This is a genomic window from Mesorhizobium sp. WSM1386, from assembly GCF_055901595.1.
In genome coordinates this window covers 1,240,122-1,263,974 of record NZ_CM148373.1, presented here as the reverse complement: position 1 = coordinate 1,263,974, position 23,853 = coordinate 1,240,122, and the positions used below count along the sequence as shown (strand labels likewise).

27 protein-coding genes, 1 other RNA gene and 1 pseudogene are annotated in these 23,853 nt (G+C 63.2%); 14 read left to right on the top strand and 15 right to left on the bottom strand.

The annotated features are described in order from the left end of the window. Positions 1-80 precede the first annotated feature (80 nt). The 3 genes from AC0NIH_RS06135 (at position 81) to AC0NIH_RS06125 (ending at position 2,815) form a co-directional block, all read left to right on the top strand. Positions 81-1,106 carry a MotA/TolQ/ExbB proton channel family protein gene (locus AC0NIH_RS06135; protein WP_013892516.1) on the top strand — a complete coding sequence of 342 codons (1,026 nt, stop codon included), beginning with the start codon at positions 81-83 and terminating at the stop codon, positions 1,104-1,106. 1 nt (position 1,107) lies between these two features. Further along, positions 1,108-2,139 carry a peptidoglycan -binding protein gene (locus AC0NIH_RS06130; RefSeq protein ID WP_473462738.1) on the top strand — a complete coding sequence of 344 codons (1,032 nt, stop codon included), beginning with the start codon at positions 1,108-1,110 and terminating at the stop codon, positions 2,137-2,139. A gap of 250 nt (positions 2,140-2,389) precedes the next feature. Continuing rightward, positions 2,390-2,815, top strand: a complete 426-nt coding sequence (locus tag AC0NIH_RS06125; RefSeq protein WP_473462736.1) for a hypothetical protein — start codon at positions 2,390-2,392, stop codon at positions 2,813-2,815. Between the two features lie 97 nt (positions 2,816-2,912). On the opposite strand, the gene AC0NIH_RS06120 is transcribed toward AC0NIH_RS06125, so the two are convergent. Further along, positions 2,913-3,266: a DUF1304 domain-containing protein gene (locus AC0NIH_RS06120; RefSeq protein WP_013892513.1), complete on the bottom strand. Its 354-nt coding sequence runs from the start codon at positions 3,264-3,266 to the stop codon at positions 2,913-2,915. A 140-nt stretch (positions 3,267-3,406) separates the two neighbouring features. Here AC0NIH_RS06120 and AC0NIH_RS06115 point away from each other — a divergent pair, with 140 nt between their 5' ends. After that, a complete protein-coding gene (locus tag AC0NIH_RS06115) occupies positions 3,407-4,891 on the top strand; it encodes a carboxypeptidase M32 (RefSeq protein ID WP_473462733.1) in 1,485 nt (494 codons plus the stop codon). 66 nt (positions 4,892-4,957) lie between these two features. Here AC0NIH_RS06115 and AC0NIH_RS06110 read toward each other — a convergent pair whose 3' ends face one another. Next, positions 4,958-6,757: an ABC transporter transmembrane domain-containing protein gene (locus AC0NIH_RS06110; protein WP_287270744.1), complete on the bottom strand. Its 1,800-nt coding sequence runs from the start codon at positions 6,755-6,757 to the stop codon at positions 4,958-4,960. A gap of 206 nt (positions 6,758-6,963) precedes the next feature. Here AC0NIH_RS06110 and rpmE point away from each other — a divergent pair, with 206 nt between their 5' ends. After that, positions 6,964-7,185, top strand: coding sequence for a 50S ribosomal protein L31 (gene rpmE, locus AC0NIH_RS06105; RefSeq protein ID WP_010912060.1), 222 nt, complete (start codon positions 6,964-6,966; stop codon positions 7,183-7,185). Positions 7,186-7,385: 200 nt separating this feature from the next. Here the strand turns inward: rpmE and AC0NIH_RS06100 are convergent, their stop codons facing one another. Continuing rightward, complete coding sequence (locus AC0NIH_RS06100; RefSeq protein ID WP_352705774.1) at positions 7,386-8,027, bottom strand: TetR/AcrR family transcriptional regulator; 642 nt, start codon at positions 8,025-8,027, stop codon at positions 7,386-7,388. Between the two features lie 112 nt (positions 8,028-8,139). On the opposite strand from AC0NIH_RS06100, the gene AC0NIH_RS06095 reads away from it, so the two are divergent. Both AC0NIH_RS06095 and AC0NIH_RS06090 read left to right on the top strand, forming a co-directional pair. Continuing rightward, a complete protein-coding gene (locus AC0NIH_RS06095; protein ID WP_473462729.1) occupies positions 8,140-8,619 on the top strand; it encodes an anthrone oxygenase family protein in 480 nt (159 codons plus the stop codon). Positions 8,620-8,697: 78 nt separating this feature from the next. Further along, positions 8,698-8,826 carry a glycine zipper domain-containing protein gene (locus AC0NIH_RS06090; RefSeq protein WP_474025259.1) on the top strand — a complete coding sequence of 43 codons (129 nt, stop codon included), beginning with the start codon at positions 8,698-8,700 and terminating at the stop codon, positions 8,824-8,826. A gap of 18 nt (positions 8,827-8,844) precedes the next feature. On the opposite strand, the gene AC0NIH_RS06085 is transcribed toward AC0NIH_RS06090, so the two are convergent. The 3 genes from AC0NIH_RS06085 to AC0NIH_RS06075 all read right to left on the bottom strand — a co-directional run bounded on the left by AC0NIH_RS06085 (position 8,845) and on the right by AC0NIH_RS06075 (position 10,435). Next, the gene (locus AC0NIH_RS06085) at positions 8,845-9,162 is read right to left on the bottom strand and encodes an Rdx family protein (RefSeq protein ID WP_473462725.1); all 318 of its coding nucleotides are present in this window, start codon (positions 9,160-9,162) and stop codon (positions 8,845-8,847) included. Continuing rightward, on the bottom strand, positions 9,159-9,908 hold the full coding sequence (locus tag AC0NIH_RS06080) for a YebC/PmpR family DNA-binding transcriptional regulator (RefSeq protein ID WP_473462722.1): 750 nt from the start codon (positions 9,906-9,908) through the stop codon (positions 9,159-9,161). Before AC0NIH_RS06080 ends, AC0NIH_RS06085 begins: the two co-directional genes overlap by 4 nt. Before the next feature lie 203 nt (positions 9,909-10,111). After that, positions 10,112-10,435: an ArsR/SmtB family transcription factor gene (locus tag AC0NIH_RS06075; protein WP_023766111.1), complete on the bottom strand. Its 324-nt coding sequence runs from the start codon at positions 10,433-10,435 to the stop codon at positions 10,112-10,114. A 51-nt stretch (positions 10,436-10,486) separates the two neighbouring features. Here AC0NIH_RS06075 and AC0NIH_RS06070 point away from each other — a divergent pair, with 51 nt between their 5' ends. The 3 genes and pseudogenes from AC0NIH_RS06070 (at position 10,487) to AC0NIH_RS06060 (ending at position 11,976) form a co-directional block, all read left to right on the top strand. Further along, positions 10,487-10,969, top strand: a complete 483-nt coding sequence (locus AC0NIH_RS06070; protein WP_473462720.1) for an SRPBCC domain-containing protein — start codon at positions 10,487-10,489, stop codon at positions 10,967-10,969. Between the two features lie 24 nt (positions 10,970-10,993). After that, complete coding sequence (locus AC0NIH_RS06065; RefSeq protein ID WP_473462717.1) at positions 10,994-11,386, top strand: VOC family protein; 393 nt, start codon at positions 10,994-10,996, stop codon at positions 11,384-11,386. 125 nt (positions 11,387-11,511) lie between these two features. After that, positions 11,512-11,976 (top strand): annotated as a pseudogene (locus AC0NIH_RS06060) (SRPBCC family protein). Positions 11,977-11,993: 17 nt separating this feature from the next. Here the strand turns inward: AC0NIH_RS06060 and AC0NIH_RS06055 are convergent. From AC0NIH_RS06055 to ssrS, 4 genes are all read right to left on the bottom strand, one after another. Continuing rightward, positions 11,994-12,761 (bottom strand): TerC family protein, encoded by a 768-nt coding sequence (locus tag AC0NIH_RS06055; protein WP_287270739.1) that lies wholly within the window; start codon positions 12,759-12,761, stop codon positions 11,994-11,996. A gap of 70 nt (positions 12,762-12,831) precedes the next feature. Further along, positions 12,832-13,656 (bottom strand): TIGR00282 family metallophosphoesterase, encoded by an 825-nt coding sequence (locus AC0NIH_RS06050; RefSeq protein WP_473462715.1) that lies wholly within the window; start codon positions 13,654-13,656, stop codon positions 12,832-12,834. 70 nt (positions 13,657-13,726) lie between these two features. Continuing rightward, positions 13,727-14,314, bottom strand: a complete 588-nt coding sequence (locus AC0NIH_RS06045; RefSeq protein WP_473462713.1) for a 5-formyltetrahydrofolate cyclo-ligase — start codon at positions 14,312-14,314, stop codon at positions 13,727-13,729. A gap of 95 nt (positions 14,315-14,409) precedes the next feature. Then, positions 14,410-14,565, bottom strand: a non-coding RNA gene (gene ssrS / locus AC0NIH_RS06040) — 6S RNA. A 146-nt stretch (positions 14,566-14,711) separates the two neighbouring features. Between ssrS and AC0NIH_RS06035 the strand changes: the two genes are divergently transcribed. The 4 genes from AC0NIH_RS06035 (at position 14,712) to msrB (ending at position 17,773) form a co-directional block, all read left to right on the top strand. After that, on the top strand, positions 14,712-15,551 hold the full coding sequence (locus tag AC0NIH_RS06035; RefSeq protein WP_473462710.1) for an AAA family ATPase: 840 nt from the start codon (positions 14,712-14,714) through the stop codon (positions 15,549-15,551). A 78-nt stretch (positions 15,552-15,629) separates the two neighbouring features. Continuing rightward, the gene (locus tag AC0NIH_RS06030; protein ID WP_473462708.1) at positions 15,630-16,076 is read left to right on the top strand and encodes a GNAT family N-acetyltransferase; all 447 of its coding nucleotides are present in this window, start codon (positions 15,630-15,632) and stop codon (positions 16,074-16,076) included. Positions 16,077-16,082: 6 nt separating this feature from the next. Continuing rightward, on the top strand, positions 16,083-17,273 hold the full coding sequence (locus tag AC0NIH_RS06025) for a vWA domain-containing protein (RefSeq protein WP_473462706.1): 1,191 nt from the start codon (positions 16,083-16,085) through the stop codon (positions 17,271-17,273). Positions 17,274-17,368: 95 nt separating this feature from the next. Further along, the gene (msrB, locus tag AC0NIH_RS06020; protein WP_013892492.1) at positions 17,369-17,773 is read left to right on the top strand and encodes a peptide-methionine (R)-S-oxide reductase MsrB; all 405 of its coding nucleotides are present in this window, start codon (positions 17,369-17,371) and stop codon (positions 17,771-17,773) included. 20 nt (positions 17,774-17,793) lie between these two features. On the opposite strand, the gene AC0NIH_RS06015 is transcribed toward msrB, so the two are convergent. The 5 genes from AC0NIH_RS06015 to pyc form a co-directional block, all read right to left on the bottom strand. Beyond that, positions 17,794-18,742, bottom strand: a protein-coding gene (locus AC0NIH_RS06015) for an IS630 family transposase (protein WP_352571196.1) whose coding sequence is annotated in 2 segments (ribosomal slippage) — positions 17,794-18,405 and positions 18,407-18,742 — 948 coding nt in all. Because the reading frame shifts where the segments join, the coding sequence is not laid out codon by codon here. A 140-nt stretch (positions 18,743-18,882) separates the two neighbouring features. Beyond that, positions 18,883-19,176, bottom strand: coding sequence for a hypothetical protein (locus tag AC0NIH_RS06010; protein WP_473461154.1), 294 nt, complete (start codon positions 19,174-19,176; stop codon positions 18,883-18,885). Beyond that, positions 19,177-19,617 (bottom strand): hypothetical protein, encoded by a 441-nt coding sequence (locus AC0NIH_RS06005; protein WP_473461151.1) that lies wholly within the window; start codon positions 19,615-19,617, stop codon positions 19,177-19,179. Positions 19,618-19,809: 192 nt separating this feature from the next. Beyond that, positions 19,810-20,070, bottom strand: coding sequence for a DUF2312 domain-containing protein (locus tag AC0NIH_RS06000; RefSeq protein ID WP_010912082.1), 261 nt, complete (start codon positions 20,068-20,070; stop codon positions 19,810-19,812). A 162-nt stretch (positions 20,071-20,232) separates the two neighbouring features. Beyond that, on the bottom strand, positions 20,233-23,691 hold the full coding sequence (gene pyc, locus AC0NIH_RS05995) for a pyruvate carboxylase (protein ID WP_473461147.1): 3,459 nt from the start codon (positions 23,689-23,691) through the stop codon (positions 20,233-20,235). Between the last annotated feature and the right edge of the window lie 162 nt (positions 23,692-23,853).

Below are 23,853 nucleotides of genomic sequence, written 5' to 3'. Positions count from 1 at the left end.
CGCCATTCAATTTGGTCACAATTCCGTTTAGAGTCGCCAACGACGTGATCGGCGGCAGCGGCATCGGAAACGGGGCACGAATGGCTTTTCTCAGATCCTTCGGCATGGGCAGGCGCTCCGACGTCCTGATCTACGATCCACATAAACTGTCGAGCCCGCAGGTCTTCCTGCTCACCATGGTCATCTTCCTGGCCATCGTGGCGTTTATCGCCGCGATATTGACCCGCCAGATCTCGACCGCCTTCGTCACCAATCCCGGCCTCAACGGCCTGATCGTCGGCGTGCTCGCCGTCGGCATCCTGCTGGCCTTCGTCCAGGTCGGGCGGCTGTTTCGCGAGGTGCGCTGGGTCAATTCCTTCCGGGCCGGCTCGGAAACCACCGAACCGGTGTTGCTGGCGCCGATGAAGGCGATGATCGGCCGTTCGTCGTCGATGGCCTTCTCGACCTCCTCGATGCGCACCATGCTCGATTCCATCGCCACGCGCCTCGATGAAAGCCGCGACACCTCGCGCTATCTTGTCGGCCTGCTGGTGTTCCTCGGCCTGCTCGGCACCTTCTGGGGCCTGTTGAACACGATCGGCTCGATCCGCGAGACCATCGAGTCGCTCGATCCCGGCACGGGTGACGCGGCCGCGGTGCTCGATTCGCTGAAGCAGGGCCTGTCGGCGCCGCTGGCCGGCATGGGCACCGCCTTCTCGTCCTCGCTGTTCGGCCTGTCCGGCTCGCTCGTGCTCGGCTTCCTCGACCTGCAGGCCGGCCGCGCCCAGACGCGCTTCTACACCGAGCTCGAGAACTGGCTGTCCTCGGTCACGGACCTCTCGTCCGACATCGTGGTTTCCGACCCCGCCAAGACCGAATCCTCCGACGAGATCCGCGTGCTGTCCGAAAAGCTGCGCAGCATGCAGGAGAACGGCGGCGGCTCCAACCCGCGCGTTGCCACCGCCATGGCCAATCTCGCCGATGGCATTTCCGGCCTGGTCAAGAACATGCGTTCCGAGCAGCAGATCATGCGCGACTGGGTCGAGGCTCAGTCCGACGAGCAGAAGGCGATGCGCAACACTCTGGAAAAGATCGCTGATGCCCTGAAAAAGCAGGGAGTACACTAGCGTGGCCCTGGCACGGGCGCGGCGCGCCGATCGCCGCATCGACTATTGGCCGGGCTTCGTCGATGCACTGTCGACGCTGCTGCTGGCCATCATGTTCCTGCTCACCGTCTTCGTGCTGGCGCAGTTCCTGCTCGGCCGCGAAATCTCCGGCAAGGATACGGCGCTGTCACGCCTCAATTCGCAGATCAACGAACTGACCCAGCTTCTGGCGCTGGAGCGCTCGACAGCACAGGACAAGGATGATTCGCTCGCCAATCTGCAGGCGTCGCTATCGGCGGCGGAGGCCGAGAAGAGCCGGCTCGAACAATTGCTGGCGCAAGGCGCCGGCGCCGGCGACGCCGCCAACCGGCGGGCCGCGGAGCTCGGCGGAGAACTCGACAACCAGCGCCAGATCAGCCAGCAGGCGCTGAGCCAGGTCGAGATCCTCAACCAGCAGATCGCCGCACTGCGCAAGCAGATCGGCGCGCTCGAGGACGCGCTTAACGTGTCCGAAACGCGCGACCGCGATTCCAACACCAAGATCGCCGATCTCGGCCGCCGCCTCAACGTCGCGCTGGCCCAGCGCGTGCAGGAACTGAACCGCTACCGCTCCGACTTCTTCGGCCGCCTGCGCGAAATCCTCGCCGATCGCGAGAACATCCGTATCGTCGGCGACCGATTCGTCTTCCAGTCGGAAGTGCTGTTCCCGACCGGCTCCGAGGTGATCAACGATGCAGGCAAGGTCGAGATGAAGAAACTCGCCGATGCCATCATCGAGCTGCAGAGGGAAATTCCGCCGGAGATCAACTGGGTGCTGCGCGTCGATGGCCACACCGACAACAAGCCGCTGTCCGGCACCGGCCGTTATCGCGACAATTGGGAACTGTCGACGGCGCGCTCGACCTCGGTGGTCAAGTTCCTGATCGAGAACGGCGTGCCTGCCAACCGGCTGGTCGCCGCCGGCTTTGGTGAGTTCCAGCCGCTCGATCCCGCCGACACCGAAGAGGCGCGCAACAAGAACCGCCGCATTGAACTCAAGCTCACCGAACGTTGATCCATCATCACGCGATGTCACGCGAATTTGTTCGCCGGCTCAACTCTAGGGCGCAAAGCGCGACCGGCAAGGCCTGAAAAGATTATCTTTTTTTAATTACACTTCGCGCCAGAGCGCTCCTAGCTTGCTGCGCAGGGCCGAGAACCGCCGGCGATGCCTCCCATCGCGACGCGACGGAACCGGACGGCCCGCGTCCGGAACGCGGGGCGGCAAGGCCGCTCCCTTTTCCCCAGCAAAAGGAGGCGCCGTCATGCGCTCTTCAGCATCTCTCAAGACTGCAACCCTTGCCGCAATACTGATTGCCGCCCCTCTTGCCGGCGCCTATGCCGCGGGCCATCACAAGGGCGCGCTCGACGCCGCCCCGCCGACCGAAATGGCGCGCCCGCGTGTCGAGGCTCTCATCGAACAGGCGCTGGGCGTCCGCCAGGGCATCGTGGACGCAAGACAGGCTAACAACATCACCCCGGCGGTCGCCGAACACTTGGAAATGCGCACCAACCAGATCAGCCAGGCCGCCGAGAAGATCGCCGCGTCGGATCACGGCAGGATCCCGTCAGCGCAGTATCGTGACCTGCTGCGCCGCCTCGACAATGTCGACCAGCGGCTGAGGGGCGACACCGGCAGCGGTTTCATGATGGGCGACGGCTCCGACGGCGGAAACTATCCGAACGGCTGAGGCTATCCCGCCTGGAAAGATCCCAGAGGAAGGACCACCTGGCGCCTTCGGGACCCCAATCCCGCGGGCGCCCTTTTTCCTAATCGGCCGAGTTTGCCTACCAACCAAGCCAGACCGCGATCAGGGCGAGCACAGCCGGCACGGTCTGGATGAACAGGATCTTGCGGCCGACCGTTGCCGCGCCGTAGAGGCCGGCAATGGCCACGCACAAAAGGAAGAAGACCTTGACCTGGAAACCGGCCGCGCCGAGGGTGAGCCCCCAGATCAGGCCGGCGGCGAGAAATCCGTTATAGAGACCTTGATTGGCGGCGAGCACCTTCGAGGCGCTGGCGAATTCCGGCGTCAGGCGAAATGTCTTGTGCCCGCGCGGCGTGTCCCAAAGCACCATCTCGAGATAGACGATGTAGACATGGATCAAAGCCACCAGCCCGACCAGGATGTTGCCGATCATTTGCTCCCCCTTCATTTGGCCCGTCAGCATTTCATGCGCGACGGCGTCGGCGCAAGGCGCATCTGCCGGACGATCTCTGAGGGTTGCTAACGCTTTTGCGTTGGTGTCTTTTCGCACCGTCCTCAATCACGGAAGCCGCCATGTCCTTTCAGAAACTCGACGATCTCGGCCACAAGCTTGAAGCGCTCGAGCATGCGCTGGCCATCCTCGGTGCCGATGAAGCGACCCACATGGCCGTGGGCGGTGGCGAAAAGCGTGCCGAGGCGATGGCAGCCCTTGCCGGCATGTACCACACCAGGGCGACCGCACCGGAGATATCCGACTGGATCGCCGCCGCCGAAGGTGAGGTGCTCGACGACGAGCAGCGCGCGGCACTCGCCGAACTGCGGCGGCAATACACCAATTTGACCTGCCTGCCGGTCGAATTCGTCGAACGCCAGACGACGGCGCGCATGCGTTGCGAGCAGCTGTGGCGCGACCTGCGCCCCAAGAATGATTGGGCGGGCTTTCAGCCGGCGCTGGAGGGCGTGGTGGCGCTGGTGCGCGAAGAGGCCGCCCTGCGCTCCGACGTGCTCGGCCTCGCGCCCTATGATGCTCTGATGGAGCAATACGACCCCGGCAACCGCGTCGCCGACATCACCCCTGTCTTCACCGAGCTGAAGGCCTTCCTCAAGGGGTTCGTGCCGGAGGCGCTGGCAGTGCAGGAAGCGCGGCTGCGCAAGCATCCTCTGAAGCCGCTTTCGGGCGCTTACGCGATCGACCGCCAGCGCGAACTCGGTCTTGCCATGATGGCGGCGGTCGGCTTCGACCTGACACACGGCTCGCTCTCGGTGTCGCACCATCCCTTCTGCGGCGGCGTGCCGAGCGACGTGCGCATCACCACCCGTTACAAGACATCGGATTTCCTGTCGGCGCTGATGGGCGTGCTGCATGAGACCGGGCACGCGCTCTACGAACAGAACCTGCCCAAGGCATGGTCGCACTGGCCGCTCGGCAAGGCCCGCGGCATGGCCGTGCATGAAAGCCAGAGCCTGTTCGTCGAAAAGCAAATCGGCCGCAACCCCGCCTTCTGGCGCTGGGCTCTGCCGGTGGTGGAAAAGCATCTCGGCGAAGCCTGGTCGCTCGACCATATCCTGCCGCATGTGCACCATGTCGAGCGCGGCCTGATCCGGGTCGACGCCGACGAGGTGACCTATCCGCTGCATGTCATCCTGCGCTACGAACTGGAGCAGGAACTTGTCACGGGCCGGCTGGAGGTGGCTGATCTGCCCGAAGCCTGGGACGCCAGGATGCGCGATTATCTCGGCCTCTCGACCATTGATAATCCTGCCGACGGGCCGATGCAGGACGTGCATTGGCCAAGTGCTGCCTTCGGCTACTTCCCCTCCTACACGCTGGGCGCGATGATGGCGGCGCAGCAATGGGCCGCGCTGACGCGGGAGCATCCGTCGGTCGATGACGATCTGGCGAAAGGGAATTTCGCTGATATCAACGACTGGCGCCGCAAGAAGATATGGTCGCAAGGATCGCGCTGGTCGACCCCGGAGCTGCTCGAGCGCGCCACCGGCGAAAAGCTCAACGCCGCGTATTTCGTCAACCACTTGAAGCAGCGCTACGGCGGCTGAAACCGGCCATCGCGCCATTCCGGTTTTCGGCGACCGGCGGCAACAGCCCGCCGGATCGGAAAATGCCTACTCCGCCGCGCCCCGGAAGGCGCTGGCGCCGGTCTCGAACTGCAGCTTGGCCAACCGTGCATAGATGCCGCCTTTGGCGACGAGACTATGGTGCGTGCCTTCCTCGACGATCGAGCCGCCATCCATGACCAGTATCCTGTCGGCCTTCAGCACGGTTGCCAGCCTATGGGCGATGACGATGGTGGTGCGGCCCTGCATCAGCCGTTCGAGCGCCGTCTGCACCAGCGTCTCGCTTTCGGCGTCGAGCGCCGACGTGGCTTCGTCGAGCAGCAGGATCGGCGCGTCGCGCAGGATGGCGCGGGCGATCGCCACCCGCTGGCGCTGGCCGCCGGACAACGTCACGCCGCGCTCGCCGACCTGACTGTCATAGCCTTTGTCGAGCTTGAGGATGAATTCGTCGGCCAGCGCGTCCTTCGCCGCCGCCTCGATCTCGGCTTTGCCGGCGCCCGGCCGGCCAAAGCCGATATTGTCGCGCGCGGTGGCCGCGAAGATGGTGACGTCCTGCGGCACGATCGCGATGCGTTCGCGCACCGAAGCGGGATCGGCCTCGCGCACGTCGACGCCGTCGATCAGCACCTTGCCGGTTTCAGGGTCGTAGAAGCGCAGGATCAGCGAGAAGACCGTGCTTTTGCCTGCACCCGAAGGACCGACAATCGCCACCGTCTCGCCGGGCATGACCTGAAAGCTCAGCCCGTGGACGGCGGCGCGGTCGGGTCTGGCCGGATAGGAGAAGGAGACGTCGTCGAAGACGATCGCTCCCCTGGCGACCGCCGGCAGCGGCTTCGGATCGGCCGGCGCCTGGATCGCCGGCTTCTCGGCCAGGATCTCGGTCAGCCTTTCTGCCGCACCCGCGGCCTGCGCAAGTTCGCCCCAGACTTCCGACAGCGCGCCGAGCGCACCGGCGGCGAACACCGAATAGAGCAGGAACTGGCCGAGCGTGCCCGGCGATATCGTGCCTTCGAGCACGTCGCGCGAGCCGAACCACAGCACCGCGACGACAGACGAGAAGATGGTGAAGATGGCGAAGAAGGTGAGGAAGGAGCGCGCGAAGATCGAGGCGCGCGCCGCCTCGAAAGCAGCCTCCACGGCGCTGGAGAAATGGCCGGTGACCAGCTTCTCATTGGTGAAGGCCTGCAAGGTGCGCACCGCACCGATCTGCTCGCTGGCATAGGCGGTCGCCTCGGCCAGAGTGTCCTGCGCCTGCCTTGACTTGCGCCGCACCGACCGCCCGAAGGCGACCAGCGGCAGCACGATGACGGGAATGGCCGCAATGACCAGGCCCGACAGCTTCGGGCTGGTGACGACCATCATTCCCACAGCGCCCAGGCCAAGGATGACGTTGCGCAGCGCGACCGAGGCGGTGGCGCCGACCGCCGACTTGACCTGCGTGGTGTCGGCGGCGAGCCGCGACACGATCTCGCCCGACTGGGCGGTGTCGAAGAAGGCAGGCGACAGCGTCGTCACATGGGCAAAGACATCGCGCCTGATATCGGCGACGACGCGCTCGCCCAGCGTGATGACGAAATAGTAGCGGCCGGCCGATGCGGCCGCCAGCACGGCAGCCATTGCCACAAGGGCGGCGAAATATTCGGCGATGAAGATGGTGTTGGCTGAGGAGAAACCATGGTCGATCATGCGCCGCACGGCCAGCGGCAGCGCCAATGTCGTTGCCGCCGCGATGGTCAGCGAGATGAGGGCACCGACAACCAGCGTGCGGTAATGCGTTATATAGGGGAACAGGCGGCTGAGCGGCTTGAGCGAGCGTCGACGCTCGTCTGCGCTGCTGGATTGCGCCATCTCGGTGTTTCCTCTAGCCGCCTCGGTGTGTGCGCCTCAATATGCGCTCGCCGCGGCCTTGTGATTCAATTCCGGCTGATGTATAGGCACGCCGACCGTTTTAGAAGCCGTGGCTCCTCAATAGCTGCGGCTTCGAGTTTTAAAAAGGGGCGCATCGACGCAGGCCATTGGCCCGTGAGCCGCGCCGACAAGCCAGGAACCGACCCATGAAGAGCGCTATTCATCCCGACTACCACACCATCAAGGTCGTCATGACCGACGGCACCGAGTACACGACCCGTTCGACCTGGGGCAAGGAAGGCGATACGATGAACCTCGATATCGACCCGACCACCCACCCGGCCTGGACGGGCGGCCAGCAGACCCTGCTCGACCGCGGCGGCCGCCTGTCGAAGTTCAAGAAGCGTTTCGAAGGTTTCGGCCTCTAAGCCCTTTCGGCATTGCCGCAGATCAAAAACCCGCCTCCGAGGCGGGTTTTTTGTTGGCCGCAAGGCAGATCGCCTCAAGCTGGCGCCTCTATCTCCTCCTTGTGGGGAGGTCGGACCGAAAGTCCGGGTGGGGGTCCGGCGCCGCCCCCACCCCGCTGCTTCGCAGCGACCCTCCCCACGAGGGGAAGGGTGAGAGCATCTTACTCGGCGAGCAATTCCCTCAGCGCCATGCGCTTGTAGGCATCGACCAGCCTGTCGCCCTCCTGCCGCTCGACCGAGATCGCCAGCCGCATCGCGGCTTCGCCCATCTGCCACACCAGAAACGCGATGGTCTCCAGCGCCACCGGATCGGCTCGCGGACGCAATCGCTTCAGAACCGCCAAAAGGAATTCAGCATTGGCCCGGCTGTCGGCGAGTTCCAGCTGGCGCAGCGCCTTGTCGGCCTGCGTGCCCGACCAGATGTCACGCATCACCGGCTCAGCCAGGAACAGCCGGTAGTAGATGTCGACCAATTCCGAGAAAGCCCGCCGCAGGCCTTCTGCATCACGGACATCCTTGAGCGCCGCTGAAATGCAGGCCTGGCTCTCGGCGGTGTAGCGCTCGGCCAGCGCCCAGATGAGCGCCCGCTTGTCGGGAAAGAACTGGTAGAGCGAGCCGATCGAAACCCCTGCCCGTTCCGCCACCTCGCCCATGCGCATGGCATCGCTGCCTTGCTCGGCGATCAGCGCCGAGGCGGCGGCCAGCATGCGCTCGACCCGCTCGCGGCTGCGCTGCTGGCTTGGCGCGCGCCGTGGCGACGCAAGCTGTTCCTGCGGGGAAACGGGCGCTGCGGTGTCCTCCATGATGGCTCCGATTTCAACAAAATGGCCAAGCAATGGCTTGACTCGAAAAATACGAGGGTTTATCACGTTTTGCAAATGTGAGGATTATTCATATTTTCTTGGAGCAGCCGACATGATCGCGAAATCTCTCCCCACCTTGATCTTCATCGCCGCAATCGGCTCGGGCGTCGTCGGCGGCGTGTTCTTTGCCTTTTCCAACTTCGTCATGCCGGCGCTCGCCCGCCTGCCTGCGGCGGGCGGCATCGCCGCGATGAACTCGATCAACGTCACCGTCATCACCCCGGCTTTCATGACCGCACTTTTCGGCACCGGACTGATCTGCCTTGTGCTTATCGCCGGCGCCATCATCGGCTGGAGCCAGCCGGGCTCGTTCTGGCTTCTCGCTGGCGCGCTGATCTATCTCGTCGGCAACCCGATCGTGACCATGGTCTTCAACGTGCCGCTCAACGATGCATTGGCGGCCGTCGACCCGGCCAGCAGCGAAGGCGCAATGCTGTGGTCCCGCTACCTTGATGAATGGGTGATGTGGAACCATGTCCGCGCCATCACGGCAATAGCCGCTATGGCATCCTTCTGGTTCGCCGCGCGTTGACGGCAGGAGTCATTTCCAGCGCCTGAAAAGTTCAGGACGATCGTCGGGAGACGCGTTTTGAAGGATCAATATTCGAAGATGGCCTTCGGCATGGCAATCGGAGTTGGTATCGGCGCCGCGATCGGCACCGCCCTGGATGACCTTCCGGTGGGCATTGCCATGGGCATCGCGATTGGCGTCGCCTTCGGTGCATGGCGAGGAAAGTGACGGCAGCGCCGGCGGCCCTTACGCCTTTGTCTTCCGATCGGCATGACCGAGGTCGCGATCCGGGTCGATGACGTCGCGCACCAGCTGCTTCAGTTTGGCCGCATCCGGAAAGCCGCCGTCGCGCTTGCGGTCCCAGACCAGCACCTCGTTGCAGGAGATGGTGAAGATGCCGCCGGTGCCGGGCACCAGCGTCACTTCGCCGAGATCCGTGCCGAAGGTGGAGAGCAGCTCCTGCGCCATCCAGCCGGCGCGCAGCAGCCATTGGCACTGCGTGCAATAGGTGATGCGGATGCCGGGCAGCCGCTTTTCGTCCACGCCGGGTCGAACTGCGCTCATGCCGCGCTGAGCTTGGCCAGCGTCGCCTCATCGACTTCGAAGTTGGCGTAGACGCTCTGGACGTCGTCGTCATCCTCGAGCGTGGCGACCAGCTTCATCAGCGACTGTGCGCGCTCCTCGTCGACCGGAACGGTGTTCTGCGGCTTCCAGATCAGCTTGACCGATTCCGCTTCGCCGAGCGAGGCTTCCAGTGCCTTCGACACCTCGCCGACATTCTCGAAGGCACAATAGATCGTGTGGCCTTCCTCGTCCGACTCCACATCATCGGCGCCGGCTTCGATCGCCGCGTCCATGACCTTGTCGGCGCTGCCGGCCGACGCCGGATAATAGATCTCGCCGGCACGATCCCACATGAAGGACACCGAGCCGGTTTCACCCATTGCCCCGCCGGCCTTGGTGAAGGCGGCGCGCACGTTCGAGGCCGAGCGGTTGCGGTTGTCGGTCAGGGCCTCGACGATGACGGCGACGCCGCCGGGACCATAGCCCTCGTAGCGTACGGCTTCATAGTTTTCGGCATCGCCCATCGAGGCCTTGTTGATGGCGCGCTGGATGTTGTCCTTCGGCATCGACACCGCCTTGGCGTTCTGGATCGCCAGGCGCAGGCGCGGGTTCATCGAAGGATCGGGCGTTCCGCTCTTGGCGGCAACGGTGATTTCGCGCGCCAGCTTGGAAAACATTTTCGACCGCACCGCGTCCTGACGGCCCTTGCGGTGCATGATGTTCTTGAACTGTGAATGGCCAGCCATGGCACCCCTGTCGTGTTCGGCTAGAGCACACTGCGACGAGGTGGCTCACCTCGCTTTTGCAAAATGCTCGAATTCAAAATTTCAGAGCGTCCCGGGTGCAACTCGCGGAAGCACGGCGTTCTCTGTCGGAATGGCCGGCTTATAGATAAATCGGCTCAATTCGTCCAGCCGCGCCGCGTTCGCAGCGGGAGAGACAGCGCGGCTCACGCCTCGAGATCGGATTTCAGCCGGTCGATGATGCTGAGCGCATGGCCGGCATACTGGCTGATCCAGCGATCATGGATCTGCTTGATCGGCAGCGCGTTGAGATGGTTCCAGCGTTCGCGTCCCTCGCGGCGCGCCACGATCAGCTCGGCCTCCTCCAGCACCTTGAGATGCAGCATGACGGTGCAGCGGTCGATGTCGGGAAAGGCATCGCACAGCATCCCCGTGGTCTTCGGCTCTTCCTTCAGCTGGTCCAGCATTTCGCGCCGGCGCGGATGCGCCAGCGCCTTGAAAACATTGTCGTCTTGCGATCGGCTTGACATGTTATGTTTCTATAACATATTCTTGGGTCAATCAAGGAAGGAGCTGTGGATATGTCTCTTGGATTCAAGGTTTCCGGACGCATCGGCAAGCCCGTCGCCGAAGTCTTCGACGCCGTCGTCAATCCGAAGAAGCTGAGCGGTTATTTCACCACCATCGGCGGCGCCAGCGCGCCGCTTGAGGCCGGCGCAGGCGTCGTCTGGTGGGGCAAGGTGCCGGTCGAAGTCGACGAAGTGGTCAAGGACAGCCGCATCGTGCTGCGCTGGGACGCCACCGACGCCGACGGCAGGCCCGCTTACAAGACCCGTATCGAGATGAATTTCGAGCCGCTGGACGATGGCGGCACCTTCGTCACCATCGCCGAGAGCGGCTGGCGGGAGGGCGCGGTCGGGCTGAAGAAATCCTACCTCAACTGCGAGGGCTGGTCGCAGATGCTGGCCTGCATGAAGGCCTATGTCGAATATGGCATCAATTTGCGCGACGGCTATTACCGCAGCGAGATGAAGGGCGAACCCGCCAACGAGACCAATGTCTGATCTTAATCAGGACGGAGCCCCGCGATGACGAAAGTAACGCCATTCCTGATGTTCGAGGGCAAGGCCGAAGAGGCCATGACCCTTTATTGCGAGACCATTCCCGACAGCGAGGTCCTTGACGTCACGCGCTACGGCGCCGGCGAGGATGGCCCGGAAGGCGTGGTCAAGCTGGCGCGCGTATCCATCGCCGGCCTGGAGGCCATGGTCTTCAACAGCCCGGTGCATCACGCCTTCACCTTCACACCCTCGGTCTCGCTCTACGTGAACTGTTCCTCCGAAGAGGAGCTGAACCGCATTGTCGAGACCCTGGCAAAGGACGGCGCGTTCCTGATGCCGCCTGACAATTACGGCTTCAGCCGCCGCTTCGCCTGGCTGAACGACAGGTTCGGCGTCTCCTGGCAGATAAATCTGGCCTGAGGCAACTTGGGGGTGAGGCAACTCGGGATGGCGCTTGGCGTTTGCTGTCTGGAACCGCGTAAACGCCGGTCGCGGTGCGATGAACGACCTTTCGTGCGATGAACGACCTTTCGAAGGAGGCCACCATGGAAATCCGCGAAACACCAACCGCCGAAGCAGGCATGCTGATCCGGCGGCCCGTCGCCGAGGTGTTCGAGGCCATCGTCGATCCGGCCATCACCGCCCAATTCTGGTTCACTGACGGCAGCAGCCGGCTGGACAGCGGCAATGAGGTTCGCTGGTAATGGCGCATGTATGGCGTCTCGACGACGGTCAATGTCAGCGAGATCGTCAAGAACGAGAAGATCGTCATGCAATGGAGCGATCCGCCGACCACGGTGGTCTGGACCTTCGCCGAAATGCCTGATGCGACCTTTGTCGAGGTCCGCAATTTCGGCTTTGCCGGCAATTGCGACGAGCAGGTGAAGGAAGCCGTCGGCTCGACCGGCGGCTTCACGCTCGTCCTGGCCGGCGCCAAGGCCTGGCTGGAGCAAGGCCTGACATTGGGCCTGATCGGCGACCGTCACCCAAAGGGCGTGCCGGGGCATTAAGCTCGCCCCGGCAAGCCTCAGTGCCGGTCGCCGGATTTCGCCTTCTTGCGTCGCCGCGCCAGCATGTTGAGGCCCTCGACCAGCGCAGAAAAACCCATCGCCGCATAGATGTAGCCCTTGGGCACGTGATAGCCCATGCCGTCGGCAATCAGCGTCATGCCGATCATCAGCAGGAAGCCCAGCGCCAGCATGACGATGCTCGGGTTCTTGGCGATGAAGTCCGCCAATGGCCCGGCCGCAAGCATCATGACGCTGACGGCGACGATCACCGCGATGTACATGATGGCGATCTCGTCGGTCATGCCGACGGCGGTTATGATCGAATCGATCGAGAAGACGAGGTCGAGCAGCAGGATCTGGAAGATCGCGCCGGCAAGGCTGATCTGCAGCGTCTCGCCCATCATCGAGTCCTTGTGGTCGTCGGGATCGACCGTGTGGTGGATTTCCTTGGTTGCCTTCCACACCAGGAACAGGCCGCCGGCGATGAGGATCAGGTCGCGCCAAGAAAAGCCGTGGCCAAGCGCCGTGAACACCGGCGTCGTCAGCTGGACGATGATCGAGATGGTGGCGAGCAGCACCAGCCGCATGATCAGCGCGGCCGAGATGCCGAGCCGGCGGGCGCGGGCGCGTTGCGCTTCCGGCAGCTTGTTGGTCAGGATCGAGATAAAGATCAGATTGTCGATGCCGAGCACGATCTCGAGCACAACCAGCGTCAACAACGCGACCCAGGCCGTTGGATCGGAAACAAATTGAAAATGCGGCGCAAGGAATTCGATAAGCTGCATGGAGGTCGTCCCCTCTACGATCTAGAGCAGTGTCGCCGGCAGTTAGGTATTGCGAACGCCTATATCAATGTCACGTCCAGAAGGACGGAGCCGTTTCGTCCAGGCGCGGCCCGCGACGAAACGGCGCGATCTTCTCGGTCAGTCCCGTGCGGTCGGAAATGGTGACACCGACGCCGCACAATGTCGCCGGTCCGTTCGCCGCCTCGAACCGCCCTTTCGGCACTTTCGACAGGAACCGGTTGAGCGGCTCCTCCTTGTCCATGCCGAGCGAGGAATCATAGTCGCCGCACATGCCGGCGTCGGACAAATAACCGGTGCCGCCATTGAGGATCTGGTGGTCGGCGGTCGGCTGGTGGGTGTGGGTACCGACGACGAGGCTGGCGCGGCCATCGACGAAATGCGCGAAGCACATCTTCTCCGAGGTCGCCTCGGCGTGGAAGTCGATCACCACGGCATCCGCCTGCTCGCCGAGCGGACAGGCGGCAAGCTCGCGTTCACCGGCCTGGAACGGATCGTCGAGCTCGGGATGCATGAACACCCGGCCCATGATGTTGGCGACCAGCACGCGCGCGCCGCTCCTGGCGATGTAGACGCCGGAGCCGCGCCCGGGCGTGCCCTTGGGGAAGTTGGATGGCCGCAGGAAGCGTTCCTCGCGTGGCGCGAAGGCCAGCGCATCGCGTTGGTCCCAGACATGGTTGCCGGTGGTGACGACATCGGCGCCGGCGGCGATGGTCTCGCGGAATATCTCCTCGGTGATGCCGAAACCGCCGGCGGCATTCTCGCCATTGACGATGACGAAATCGAGTTTGAAGTCCGAGATCAGACCGGGCAGTTGTTCCCAAACCGCCGTGCGTCCCGTCTTGCCTACCATGTCACCGAGGAAGAGAAGTCTCATATGATCCCGCACCGAAAGTCAGCGAAGCAAAAGCTGCATGACGCCAGTGAAAGATCATGCGTCCATTTATCTACAATTTTGGCGTGAAGCGGCGCAACCCGGTCTCGGTGAGTATTTCCGGGATGATGATGTCGTGGGGTTCGTCCGGAACCTGCGGAACTTCCTGGCAGTCGAAGGCGATACCTATCAGCCGGGGCGCATGGCCCTTGGCGACCAGTCTGGCGATGGCGCGATCGTAATAGCCGGCACCATAGCCGATGCGATGGCCGCGCGCGTCGAAAGCGGCGAGCGGCACCAGCATCACCGAGGGGTCGAGCACCTCGGCCTCGTGGTGCGGGCCGACCGTGCCAAAAGCCATCTCGACCATCGGCGCACCGCGCACCAGCTCGCGAAAGACGATGGTGGTCTTGTCGAGAATGGCGGGCAGGCAGAGCCTTGCCCCCTTTTCGCGCAGGGCGAACATCAGCGGCCGCACGTCGACCTCCGAGCGCATCGGCCAGAAGCCCGACACGATCTGGCCCGGTTCGATGGCGAGCTGGTCGCGCGCCGTCTCGGCCATCTCGAGCGCAACTTCCACACGCCAGAATTCATCAAGCGCATCGCGGCGGTCGAGAGCCTCGAGCCGCAGCTGTTTTTTCAGGTCTTTGAGAGATGTCATGCCGCGACGATAGAAAAGGTCAAATCTGGATGGCGTTTTAAGAGCGACGTTTTCTACCGCAACATCCACCGGAATGCGCGGAGATGGGCAAGAAGTGACGATCCACACAACCGGTGGAGAGAGCGATCCCGGGAACCTACAAAGTAGGTGGGCGCCGTGTGAGAAAACCCACGGGTCTTCCCAGGGACAGCTCCCTAAGGATCGTTAAGGCCCCGGGGAAAATGTTCTCCTGCCGGGAAGCGCAGACCGTCCCGCCCAATATAGGCCGCCGGTCGGCTAAGCGCCAGAGAATTGGCGTTCTTTCCCTGCGGGTCTCGCACAGTCGTCACGGACACCCCACCCTTGCGCGGGCCGAGCCGCCTCCTTACGGTCTCCCGGAATGAACCAAGGAGCAGAAATGCGTTTCGAAGGCACGGAGGCCTATGTCGCCGACAAGGATCTGATGGTGGCGGTCAACGCGGCGATCGCGCTGGAGCGGCCCTTGCTGGTCAAGGGCGAGCCCGGCACAGGCAAGACCGAACTCGCCCGCCAGGTGGCGGCGGCACTCGGCCTCGACCTCATCGAATGGCACGTCAAATCGACGACGCGGGCCCAGCAAGGTCTTTACGAATATGATGCCGTGTCGCGGCTGCGCGACAGCCAGCTCGGCGATACCAGGTTCAACGACATCAAGAACTACATCAAGCGCGGCAAGCTCTGGCAAGCCTTCGCCGCCGGCAAGAAGGTCGTGCTCCTGATCGACGAGATCGACAAGGCCGACATCGAGTTTCCCAACGACCTCCTGCAGGAACTCGATCGGATGGAGTTCTTCGTCTACGAGACCGGCGAGACCATCCGCGCCGCAATCCGTCCCATTGTCATCATCACCTCCAACAACGAGAAGGAGCTGCCGGACGCCTTCCTGCGCCGCTGCTTCTTCCACTACATCCGCTTTCCCGACGTCGAGACGCTGCACAGGATTGTCGACGTCCACTATCCCGGCATCAAGCACGATCTGGTGCGCGCGGCGCTCACCCAGTTCTACGAGATCCGCGAGGTGCCGGGGCTGAAGAAGAAGCCGTCGACCTCCGAGGCGCTCGACTGGATCCGCCTGTTGGTCGCCGACGATATCGCGCCTGAGGATTTGCGCGCCGACCCGAAGAACGCGCTGCCCAAGCTGCACGGCGCATTGCTGAAGAACGAGCAGGACGTTCATCTTTTCGAGCGGCTGGCCTTCTTGGCGCGCAGGCAGGGTTAGCGCTTTCCCCGGCTGTGGACCGTTGCCGTTAGCCGAACAGGTGGGCAGCTTCGACCTGACCCCTTCGGAGGAAACGAAATGACCGAGATCACCGTCCGCCCGCTTGCCCAATCCGACCATGCCGACTGGCGGCGGCTGTGGACCGACTACCTGACCTTCTACGAGACCAAGCTGCCGGAAGAGGTCTACGCCGTCACCTGGAAGCGGCTATTCACTCCGGGTGAATTCGAGCCGAAAGGCTTCATCGCCACACTGGACGGCAAAGCGGTCGGTCTCACGCACTACCTGTACCACCGCTCCGGCTGGTCGGAGAAAAACAACTGCTATCTGCAGGATTTGTTCGCCGACCCGGACGTCCGCGGCAAGGGTATCGGTGCGGCACTGATCGAGGCGGTCAAGCAGGAAGCCGGCAAGATCGGCGTCAAGAATGTCTACTGGATGACGCACGAGACCAACACCACCGCGCGCAAGCTTTACGACCACGTCGCCCGCCGCACGGGCTTCATCGAGTACGATATGCTATAATCGGCCATGTTCATCCCTTTCTTCCTCGAACTGAAGGCCGCGCGCGTTCCCGTCTCGCTCAGGGAATATCTGTCGCTGCTGGAGGGTCTGGAAGCCGGGCTGGTCGACTACGACGTCGAAGGTTTTTATTACCTCGCGCGCGCCGCTTTGGTGAAGGACGAGCGCCATATCGATCGCTTCGACCAGGTGTTCGCGCATATCTTCAAGGGCATCGAGGCGCTGGGCGGATCGGATGCGGTGGATGTCGCCAATATTCCCGAGCAATGGCTGCGCCGGCTTGCCGAAAAGCACCTGACCGAGGAAGAGAAAAGACTGGTCGAGGCGCTCGGCGGTTTCGACAAGCTGATGGAGACCTTGAAACAGCGGCTCGAGGAGCAGAAGGGCCGCCACCAGGGCGGTTCGAAATGGATCGGCACCGGCGGCACCTCGCCCTTCGGCGCCTATGGCTACAATCCCGAAGGCGTGCGCATCGGCCAGCATGAAAGCCGCAATCGCCGCGCGGTGAAGGTATGGGACAAGCGCGAATTCCGGAATTTCGACGATGCGGTCGAACTCGGCACCCGCAACATCAAGATCGCGCTGAAGCGGCTGCGCCGCTGGGTGCGCGAAGGCGCCGAGGAGGAATTCGACCTGCCCGGCACCATCCATGCCACCGCCGAGCACGGCTATCTCGACGTGCAGACGCGGCCCGAGCGGCGTAACGCCGTGAAGCTCTTGATGTTCTTCGATGTCGGTGGCTCGATGGACGATCACATCAAAAGCGTCGAAGAGCTGTTTTCGGCCGCCCGCGCCGAATTTCGCCAGCTCGAATATTTCTATTTCCACAACTGCCTCTACGAGGGCGTGTGGAAGGACAACCGGCGACGCCATGCCGAAACGGTCCCGACCTTCGACCTCATCCACAAATACGGGCCGGACTACAAGGTGATCGTCGTCGGCGACGCCTCGATGAGCCCTTACGAAATCGCCCATCCCGGCGGCTCGGTCGAACACTGGAACCCGGAAGCCGGCGCTGTCTGGCTCGGCCGCCTGCTACGGCAATGGCCGAACGCGGTATGGCTCAATCCGGAGAGCGAAAAGAACTGGGGCTTTACGCATTCGATCGCGATGATCCGCGACATCTTCGGCGGCCGCATGTTTGCGCTGACGCTGGCCGGGCTGGAAGGCGCCACGAAACAGCTTTCAAGGAAGCAGTGAGTGCGCCAGAACTGGCCATGCCGGTAACAAACGCCTATCTTCAGGCGAATATGAGGTTGCAACCAATAACGAGCCGCCAAGGCTGAGGAGATCACATGGACACCCACACCTATCCCGTCACCCGCACCGACGCCGAATGGCGCGCCCGGCTGACGCCGGAGCAATATGCGGTCATGCGCGGCCACGGCACCGAGCGTCCGGGAAGCTGCGCCTTGCTCTACGAAAAGCGCGCCGGCACCTTTTCCTGCGTCGGCTGCGACCAGCCGCTGTTTGAATCCAAGCTGAAGTTCGAGAGTGGCACCGGCTGGCCGAGTTTCAACGACCCGGTGCCAGGTTCGGTCGAGAACACCATCGACCGCAGCTACGGCATGGTCCGCACCGAATGCCACTGCGCCCGCTGCGGCAGCCATCTCGGCCACGTCTTCGAGGACGGCCCGCCGCCGACCGGCCTGCGCTACTGCATCAACGGTGTGGCGCTGAAATTCGAACCGGCCGCCTGAACGGCAGCCTATAGAGCGTTTCACGTTTTGACGGAAGCGTAGCCGGCGTTTACGAAGTAGTTCTTGCATTCGGCTGCCTCGATGGTTTCGACGAGGTGGCCGATGTGGCGCCAAGTGTCCTCGACGGTGCGCTTCTGGGCTTGGCGCATCCAATGTTTGATCTTGGCGAAGGCCTGCTCGATCGGATTGAGGTCGGGAGAGTAGGGCGGCAGGTACCAAAGCCTGGCGCCGGCAGCCTTGATCATCTGCCTGATGGCCGCCGACTTATGACTTCCCAGATTGTCCATGACGACGATGTCGCCAGGCTTCAGCACGGTGACGAGCTGCTGTTCGACATAGGCGCGGAAGCATTGGCCGTTGATCGGTCCGTCGAAGACACAAGGTGCTGCGAGCCGATCCCATCGCAGCGCGCCAAGGAAGGTCAGCGTGCGCCAGTGGCCGTGCGGAGCCAGGCCGCGCAGCCGCTTGCCCTTCGGTCCCCAACCTCGCAGCGGAGCCATGTTGGTCTTGATCCAGGTCTCATCAATGAAGACCAGGCACTGCGGATCGAGGCCCGCCTGCCAGGACCGCCATCGCTGACGCCTGCGGGCAACATCAGCCCGCGCCTGCTCAAGGGCGAATAGCGTTTTTTTTGAAGCTCAGGCCCTCGCGGCGCAGGAACAGCCACACCGTATTGTGCGAGACCTTGATCCCGCGCACATCCAATTCATCCTTCAGCCGATGCAGCGTCAAATCAGAGGCCTGATTGATCCGCTCCACAATGAAAGCCCGATGCGGCTCAAGAACGCGCTTGCGATGTCCGCCCATCTTGCCCGGGACTACCGAGCCGGTGGCACGGTAACGCTGCGACCACTTCACCACCGAGGAAACCGCAACGCCAAAGCGCGATGCCACTGCACGGCAGTTCTCACCCGCTCCAACTGCCTCAACAACACGCTCACGAAGATCATTTGAAAGGGCTCGCGTCATCAGATGCTGGCCTCCATCCAGCCAGCATCTTGAATCACAAACACCCCTCTTTGGGAATCCTACGATTCTCTCAAAACAGGAAACGCTCTAGCTCCGGAAAGGGCGGCCTGGGCCGCCCTTTTTCATGCCTGGTGCGTTCTTCAGACGACCACTGTGGCGATAAGCCAGAGTGCGGAGCCCAGCAGTATCAGCGAGGCTTTGCCGCCGCTCTCGGCCGTCCGCCACACGGCCGACGTCAGGAAGATGTTGTAGGGCACCGGCGCGAAATGCACCGCCAGAACCAGCCACAGCGGCAGCTTGAGGCCGAGCAGGACCAGCGCCAGCGCCGAAGACGCCATATTGATCAATGTCCCGACGAGCAGCATGTCGCGCCAGAACAGCCGGTCGAGCGGCACCTGGCCAAGCCAGCGCGAACGGAAGAAATCCGCGATCACCTACGCCTGCCCCAGCACTTCGATAACAGCCTGCTCGACACGTGAACATTCCGTCACCAGCCAGTCGGTCATCGCCGGCCAGTTGTCCTCGGCATAGCAGTTCACCCGCCACATCGAATTGATGCCTAGGCCCTCGCAATTTTGCTCCGGCCTGAGCTTCAGCCTGTCTTCGATCGCCGGCTGGAACGGCTTCAGCCGCGACCGGCTTTGCGTGGCGCCGAACTTCTCGTTGCGGCCGAAGAAGACGCCGACATGGTTCTGCGCGGGCGCGACATACATGGACAGGACCAGGGCAAAATCGGGCAATCCGCGCTGCCAGAACCAGGGTCCACGCCGCGCCAACCGCGCCCTTTCTTCCGGATGCCGTTCAGCGAACAGCGACCAGAAGCCGCGATGGCGGAATTCCGAGGCGCGACGGCCGCCAAAGTCGAATTCGCTCATGGTTCGATGCCGCTCCAGCATCACCCAGGTTTAGATCGTTGCCGAGCCCTTAGAGGCTGTTTCGAAATTCGCTCTGGCGAGTCATATGGTGGTGGTTTCGAGAACCGGAGCGGAGCGGACATTGGTCCGTGAGCACCGGAAGCGCAGAAAACGCCATCAGATGGCCGCCAGAGTAGAATTTCCAAACAGTCTCTACACCATGCCGAGCGCGGCCATATACAGATCGAGGATGGCGTCTTCCTCTTGGCGTTCGGCCTGATCCTTCTTGCGCAGACGGATGATGGTACGGATTGCCTTGGTGTCGAAGCCGGTGCCCTTGGCCTCGGCGAACACTTCCTTGATGTCGTCGGCGATCGTCTTCTTTTCTTCCTCGAGCCGCTCGATGCGCTCGATGAGGGCACGCAGCTGGCCGGCGGCAACAGTCTGGCTGGTCTCGGTGATATCGTCGGCCATGTTTTTCTCCAAAAAATCGGTTCTGCGCCGCGACTCGGGGACCGTGCCACGGCGAATTTCAGCGGTTCGATGCCCGACCGGGGGCACGGGGTCAAGCGGTTATCGAACAGCGCGCCAAGGGCTGCCAACAGAAGCCGACAGCCTGCCCGCTTGAGTGAGCCTTCAGGCGAAGGCGATCAGCAAATCCTTGGCATCGATCTGGTCGCCGGCCTTGACCAGCACCTCGGCGACCGTGCCGTCGCGCTCGGCATGCAGTGCCGTCTCCATCTTCATGGCCTCGATGGAGAGCAGCACGTCGCCGGCCTTCACAGCCTGGCCGGCGGCGACCGCAAGCGCGGAAACCACGCCCGGCATCGGTGCGCCAACATGCGCCTCGTTACCGGGTTCGGCCTTGCGGCGCGCCTTGGCGGCGGAGGCGCCATGCGCCCGGTCCGGCACCTTGACGCGACGCGGCTGGCCGTTGAGCTCGAAGAACACGGTGACCATGCCCTTGTCGTCGACATCGCCGATGGCCAGGCACCGTATCACCAGCGTCTTGCCCTTCTCGATGTCGACGAAGATCTCGTCTTCCGATTTCATGCCGTAGAAATAGGTCGGCGTCGGCAGGACGCTGACCGGGCCATAAGCTTCCTGCGCCGCGGCGAAGTCGGAAAACACCTTCGGATACATCAGCCACGAGGCAAACTCGTATTCCGAGAGCTTGCGCTCGAGCTTCTCCTCGATCTCCTTGCGGCTGGCCTTGAGATCGGCGGGCTTCAGCAGCGAGCCGGGCCGCTCCGTGATCGGCTTGTCGCCCTTCAGCGCCTTTTTCTGCAGCGCTTGCGGCCAGCCGCCCGGCGACTGGCCGAGATCGCCGCGCAGCATCGAGACGACCGAGTCCGGGAAGGCGATGTCCCTGGCCGGGTTCTCGACATCGGCGACCGTCAGATCCTGGCTCACCATCATCAGCGCCATGTCGCCGACAACCTTGGACGACGGTGTTACCTTGACGATGTCGCCGAACATCAAATTGACGTCGTGATAGGTCTGCGCCACCTCGTGCCAGCGCGTCTCCAGCCCAAGCGAGCGCGCCTGTTCCTTGAGGTTGGTGAACTGTCCGCCCGGCATTTCGTGCAGGTAGACTTCCGAGGCCGGTCCTTTCAGGTCGCTTTCGAAGGCTGCATACTGGTTGCGCACCGCTTCCCAGTAGAACGAGATCTTGCGGATCCATTGCGGGTCGAGGCCCGGATCGCGCTCGGTGCCCTTCAGCGCCTCGACGATCGAGCCCAGGCAAGGCTGCGACGTATTGCCGGAAAAGGCATCCATCGCCGCGTCGATGGCGTCGACGCCGCTCTCCACCGCCGCCAGCACCGTCGCCGCCGACAGGCCCGACGTGTCGTGGGTGTGGAAATGGATCGGCAGGTCGGTCGCCTCGCGCAGCGCCTTGAACAGCACGCGGGCAGCGCTCGGCTTCAGCAGGCCGGCCATGTCCTTGACCGCGATGATGTGGGCGCCGGCGGCCTGCAATTCCCTGGCCAGCCCGACATAGTATTTGAGGTCGTACTTGGCCCGCGCCGGATCGAGAATATCGCCGGTGTAGCACATCGCCGCTTCGATGAGCTTTCCCTCGGCGCCGACCGCGTCCATGGCGACGCGCATGTTCTCGACCCAGTTCAGGCAATCGAAGACACGGAACAGGTCGATGCCGCCGGCAGCCGCCTGCTTGACGAAATGCTGCACGACATTGTCGGGATAGTTGGTGTAGCCGACGCCATTGGCGCCGCGCAGCAGCATCTGCAGCAACAGGTTGGGCGCTGCCTCGCGCACCAGCGACAGCCGCTCCCACGGGTCCTCTGTGAGGAAGCGCATCGCCACGTCGAAGGTCGCGCCGCCCCAGCATTCGAGCGACAGAAGCTGCGGCAGGGCGCGCGCATAGGTGCCGGCGATGCCGGCAATGTCATGCGTGCGCATGCGGGTCGCCAGCAGCGACTGATGGCCGTCGCGCATCGTCGTGTCGGTGACCAGCACTTCCTTCTGCTCGCGCATCCAGGCGGCGAACTTTTCCGGGCCGAGCACATCGAGCTTCTGCTTGCTGCCGGCGGGGACGTTGCCGTTGAGATAGGGCACCACGGGCGGCGCCGCATCGGCCTTCGGCATCGGCCGGCCGCGCGTCTCGGGATGGCCGTTGACGCTGACGTCAGCCAGGTAGTTGACGAGCTTGGTCGCCCGGTCCTGACGCTTGACCTGCTGGAACAGCTCCGGCGTCGTGTCGATGAACTTGGTCGTATAGGAATTGTCGGCGAAGCTCGGGTGATTGATGATCGCTTCGAGGAAAGTGAGGTTGGTGGCGACGCCGCGGATGCGGAACTCGCGCAAGGCGCGGTTCATGCGCGCGATGGTCTCGGCCGGTGTCGGCGCCCAGGCCGTGACCTTCTCCAGCAGCGGATCGTAGAAGCGGGTGATGACCGCGCCGGAATAGGCGGTGCCGCCATCGAGGCGGATGCCGAAGCCGGTGGCGCCGCGATAGGCGGTGATGCGGCCGTAATCCGGGATGAAATTATGCTCGGGATCCTCGGTCGTGATGCGGCACTGCAAGGCGTGGCCATTCAGCCTGATGTCCCTCTGCGCCGGCACTCCCGATTCCGGCGTGCCGATGGCGAAGCCGTCGAGAATGTGGATCTGGGCTTTGACGATATCGATGCCGGTCACCATCTCGGTGACGGTATGTTCGACCTGGATGCGCGGGTTGACCTCGATGAAATAGAACTTGCCGGTATCGGCATCCTGCAGGAACTCGACCGTGCCGGCGCCGATGTAGCTGGTTTCTCGCGCGATCTTCAGCGCGTGGCCGCAAAGCTCCTCGCGCTGCGACATTTCGAGATAGGGCGCGGGCGCACGCTCGACGACTTTCTGGTTGCGGCGCTGGATCGAGCAGTCGCGCTCGAAGAGATGCACGGCGTTGCCGTGGGTGTCGCCAAGCACCTGCACCTCGACATGGCGGGCGCGCTCGATCAGCTTTTCGAGATAGACCTCGTCCTTGCCGAAGGCGGCTTTCGCCTCGCGCTTGCCTTCAGTGACTTCGCGGGCGAGATCGGCCTCGGCGCGGATGGCGCGCATGCCGCGTCCGCCGCCGCCCCAAGAGGCCTTCAGCATCACCGGATAGCCGATCTCCTTGGCCAGTTTCTTGACCGCGTCCATGTCGTCGGGCAGCGGATCGGTGGCGGGGATCACCGGCACGCCGACCTCGATGGCCAGATTGCGCGCCGCGACCTTGTTGCCGAGCCGGCGCATCGTGTCCGGCTTCGGCCCGATGAAGGTGATGCCGGCCTGCGCGCAGGCCTCGGCGAATTCGGGGCTTTCCGACAGAAGCCCGTAACCCGGGTGGATCGCATCGGCGCCCGAAAGCCTGGCGACGCGGATCACTTCCTCGATCGACAGATAGCTCTCGATCGGCCCCATGTCCTTGGTGAGATGCGGGCCGCGCCCGACCTGGTAGCTCTCGTCGGCCTTGAAGCGGTGCAGCGAATATTTGTCTTCCTCGGCCCAGATCGCCACGGTTTTGAGGCCCAGCTCGTTGGCCGCGCGAAAGACGCGGATGGCGATTTCTGACCGGTTGGCGACGAGGATCTTCGTGATGGCCAAGGACTGGGCTCCAGCAGCGGAAGGGAAGAGAAACCGGCGCCATGATTAGCGTGAAAATGCTGCAGTGCAAACAAAATCAACGCGCATTTAAACCGATTTAAATCAATTATCCGGCCAACACTCGCACGCATTCGCTCGAACGGGCGGAACAAGGGCGACAAT

What these genes read in the sequence shown, in the direction of transcription:
- AC0NIH_RS06000 (WP_010912082.1), bottom strand. Translation starts at nt 20,070, where the DNA reads ATGGCCGACGATATCACCGAGACCAGCCAGACTGTTGCCGCCGGCCAG.
- AC0NIH_RS06005 (WP_473461151.1), bottom strand. Translation starts at nt 19,617, where the DNA reads ATGAGCGAATTCGACTTTGGCGGCCGTCGCGCCTCGGAATTCCGCCAT.
- AC0NIH_RS06070 (WP_473462720.1), top strand. Translation starts at nt 10,487, where the DNA reads ATGTCTCTTGGATTCAAGGTTTCCGGACGCATCGGCAAGCCCGTCGCC.
- AC0NIH_RS06100 (WP_352705774.1), bottom strand. Translation starts at nt 8,027, where the DNA reads ATGGAGGACACCGCAGCGCCCGTTTCCCCGCAGGAACAGCTTGCGTCG.
- AC0NIH_RS06050 (WP_473462715.1), bottom strand. Translation starts at nt 13,656, where the DNA reads ATGAGACTTCTCTTCCTCGGTGACATGGTAGGCAAGACGGGACGCACG.
- AC0NIH_RS06115 (WP_473462733.1), top strand. Translation starts at nt 3,407, where the DNA reads ATGTCCTTTCAGAAACTCGACGATCTCGGCCACAAGCTTGAAGCGCTC.
- AC0NIH_RS06090 (WP_474025259.1), top strand. Translation starts at nt 8,698, where the DNA reads ATGGCCTTCGGCATGGCAATCGGAGTTGGTATCGGCGCCGCGATCGGC.
- AC0NIH_RS06080 (WP_473462722.1), bottom strand. Translation starts at nt 9,908, where the DNA reads ATGGCTGGCCATTCACAGTTCAAGAACATCATGCACCGCAAGGGCCGT.
- AC0NIH_RS06030 (WP_473462708.1), top strand. Translation starts at nt 15,630, where the DNA reads ATGACCGAGATCACCGTCCGCCCGCTTGCCCAATCCGACCATGCCGAC.
- msrB (WP_013892492.1), top strand. Translation starts at nt 17,369, where the DNA reads ATGGACACCCACACCTATCCCGTCACCCGCACCGACGCCGAATGGCGC.
- AC0NIH_RS06095 (WP_473462729.1), top strand. Translation starts at nt 8,140, where the DNA reads ATGATCGCGAAATCTCTCCCCACCTTGATCTTCATCGCCGCAATCGGC.
- AC0NIH_RS06065 (WP_473462717.1), top strand. Translation starts at nt 10,994, where the DNA reads ATGACGAAAGTAACGCCATTCCTGATGTTCGAGGGCAAGGCCGAAGAG.
- AC0NIH_RS06025 (WP_473462706.1), top strand. Translation starts at nt 16,083, where the DNA reads ATGTTCATCCCTTTCTTCCTCGAACTGAAGGCCGCGCGCGTTCCCGTC.
- rpmE (WP_010912060.1), top strand. Translation starts at nt 6,964, where the DNA reads ATGAAGAGCGCTATTCATCCCGACTACCACACCATCAAGGTCGTCATG.
- AC0NIH_RS06125 (WP_473462736.1), top strand. Translation starts at nt 2,390, where the DNA reads ATGCGCTCTTCAGCATCTCTCAAGACTGCAACCCTTGCCGCAATACTG.
- AC0NIH_RS06110 (WP_287270744.1), bottom strand. Translation starts at nt 6,757, where the DNA reads ATGGCGCAATCCAGCAGCGCAGACGAGCGTCGACGCTCGCTCAAGCCG.
- AC0NIH_RS06135 (WP_013892516.1), top strand. Translation starts at nt 81, where the DNA reads ATGGCTTTTCTCAGATCCTTCGGCATGGGCAGGCGCTCCGACGTCCTG.
- AC0NIH_RS06075 (WP_023766111.1), bottom strand. Translation starts at nt 10,435, where the DNA reads ATGTCAAGCCGATCGCAAGACGACAATGTTTTCAAGGCGCTGGCGCAT.
- AC0NIH_RS06120 (WP_013892513.1), bottom strand. Translation starts at nt 3,266, where the DNA reads ATGATCGGCAACATCCTGGTCGGGCTGGTGGCTTTGATCCATGTCTAC.
- AC0NIH_RS06035 (WP_473462710.1), top strand. Translation starts at nt 14,712, where the DNA reads ATGCGTTTCGAAGGCACGGAGGCCTATGTCGCCGACAAGGATCTGATG.
- AC0NIH_RS06085 (WP_473462725.1), bottom strand. Translation starts at nt 9,162, where the DNA reads ATGAGCGCAGTTCGACCCGGCGTGGACGAAAAGCGGCTGCCCGGCATC.
- AC0NIH_RS06045 (WP_473462713.1), bottom strand. Translation starts at nt 14,314, where the DNA reads ATGACATCTCTCAAAGACCTGAAAAAACAGCTGCGGCTCGAGGCTCTC.
- AC0NIH_RS06055 (WP_287270739.1), bottom strand. Translation starts at nt 12,761, where the DNA reads ATGCAGCTTATCGAATTCCTTGCGCCGCATTTTCAATTTGTTTCCGAT.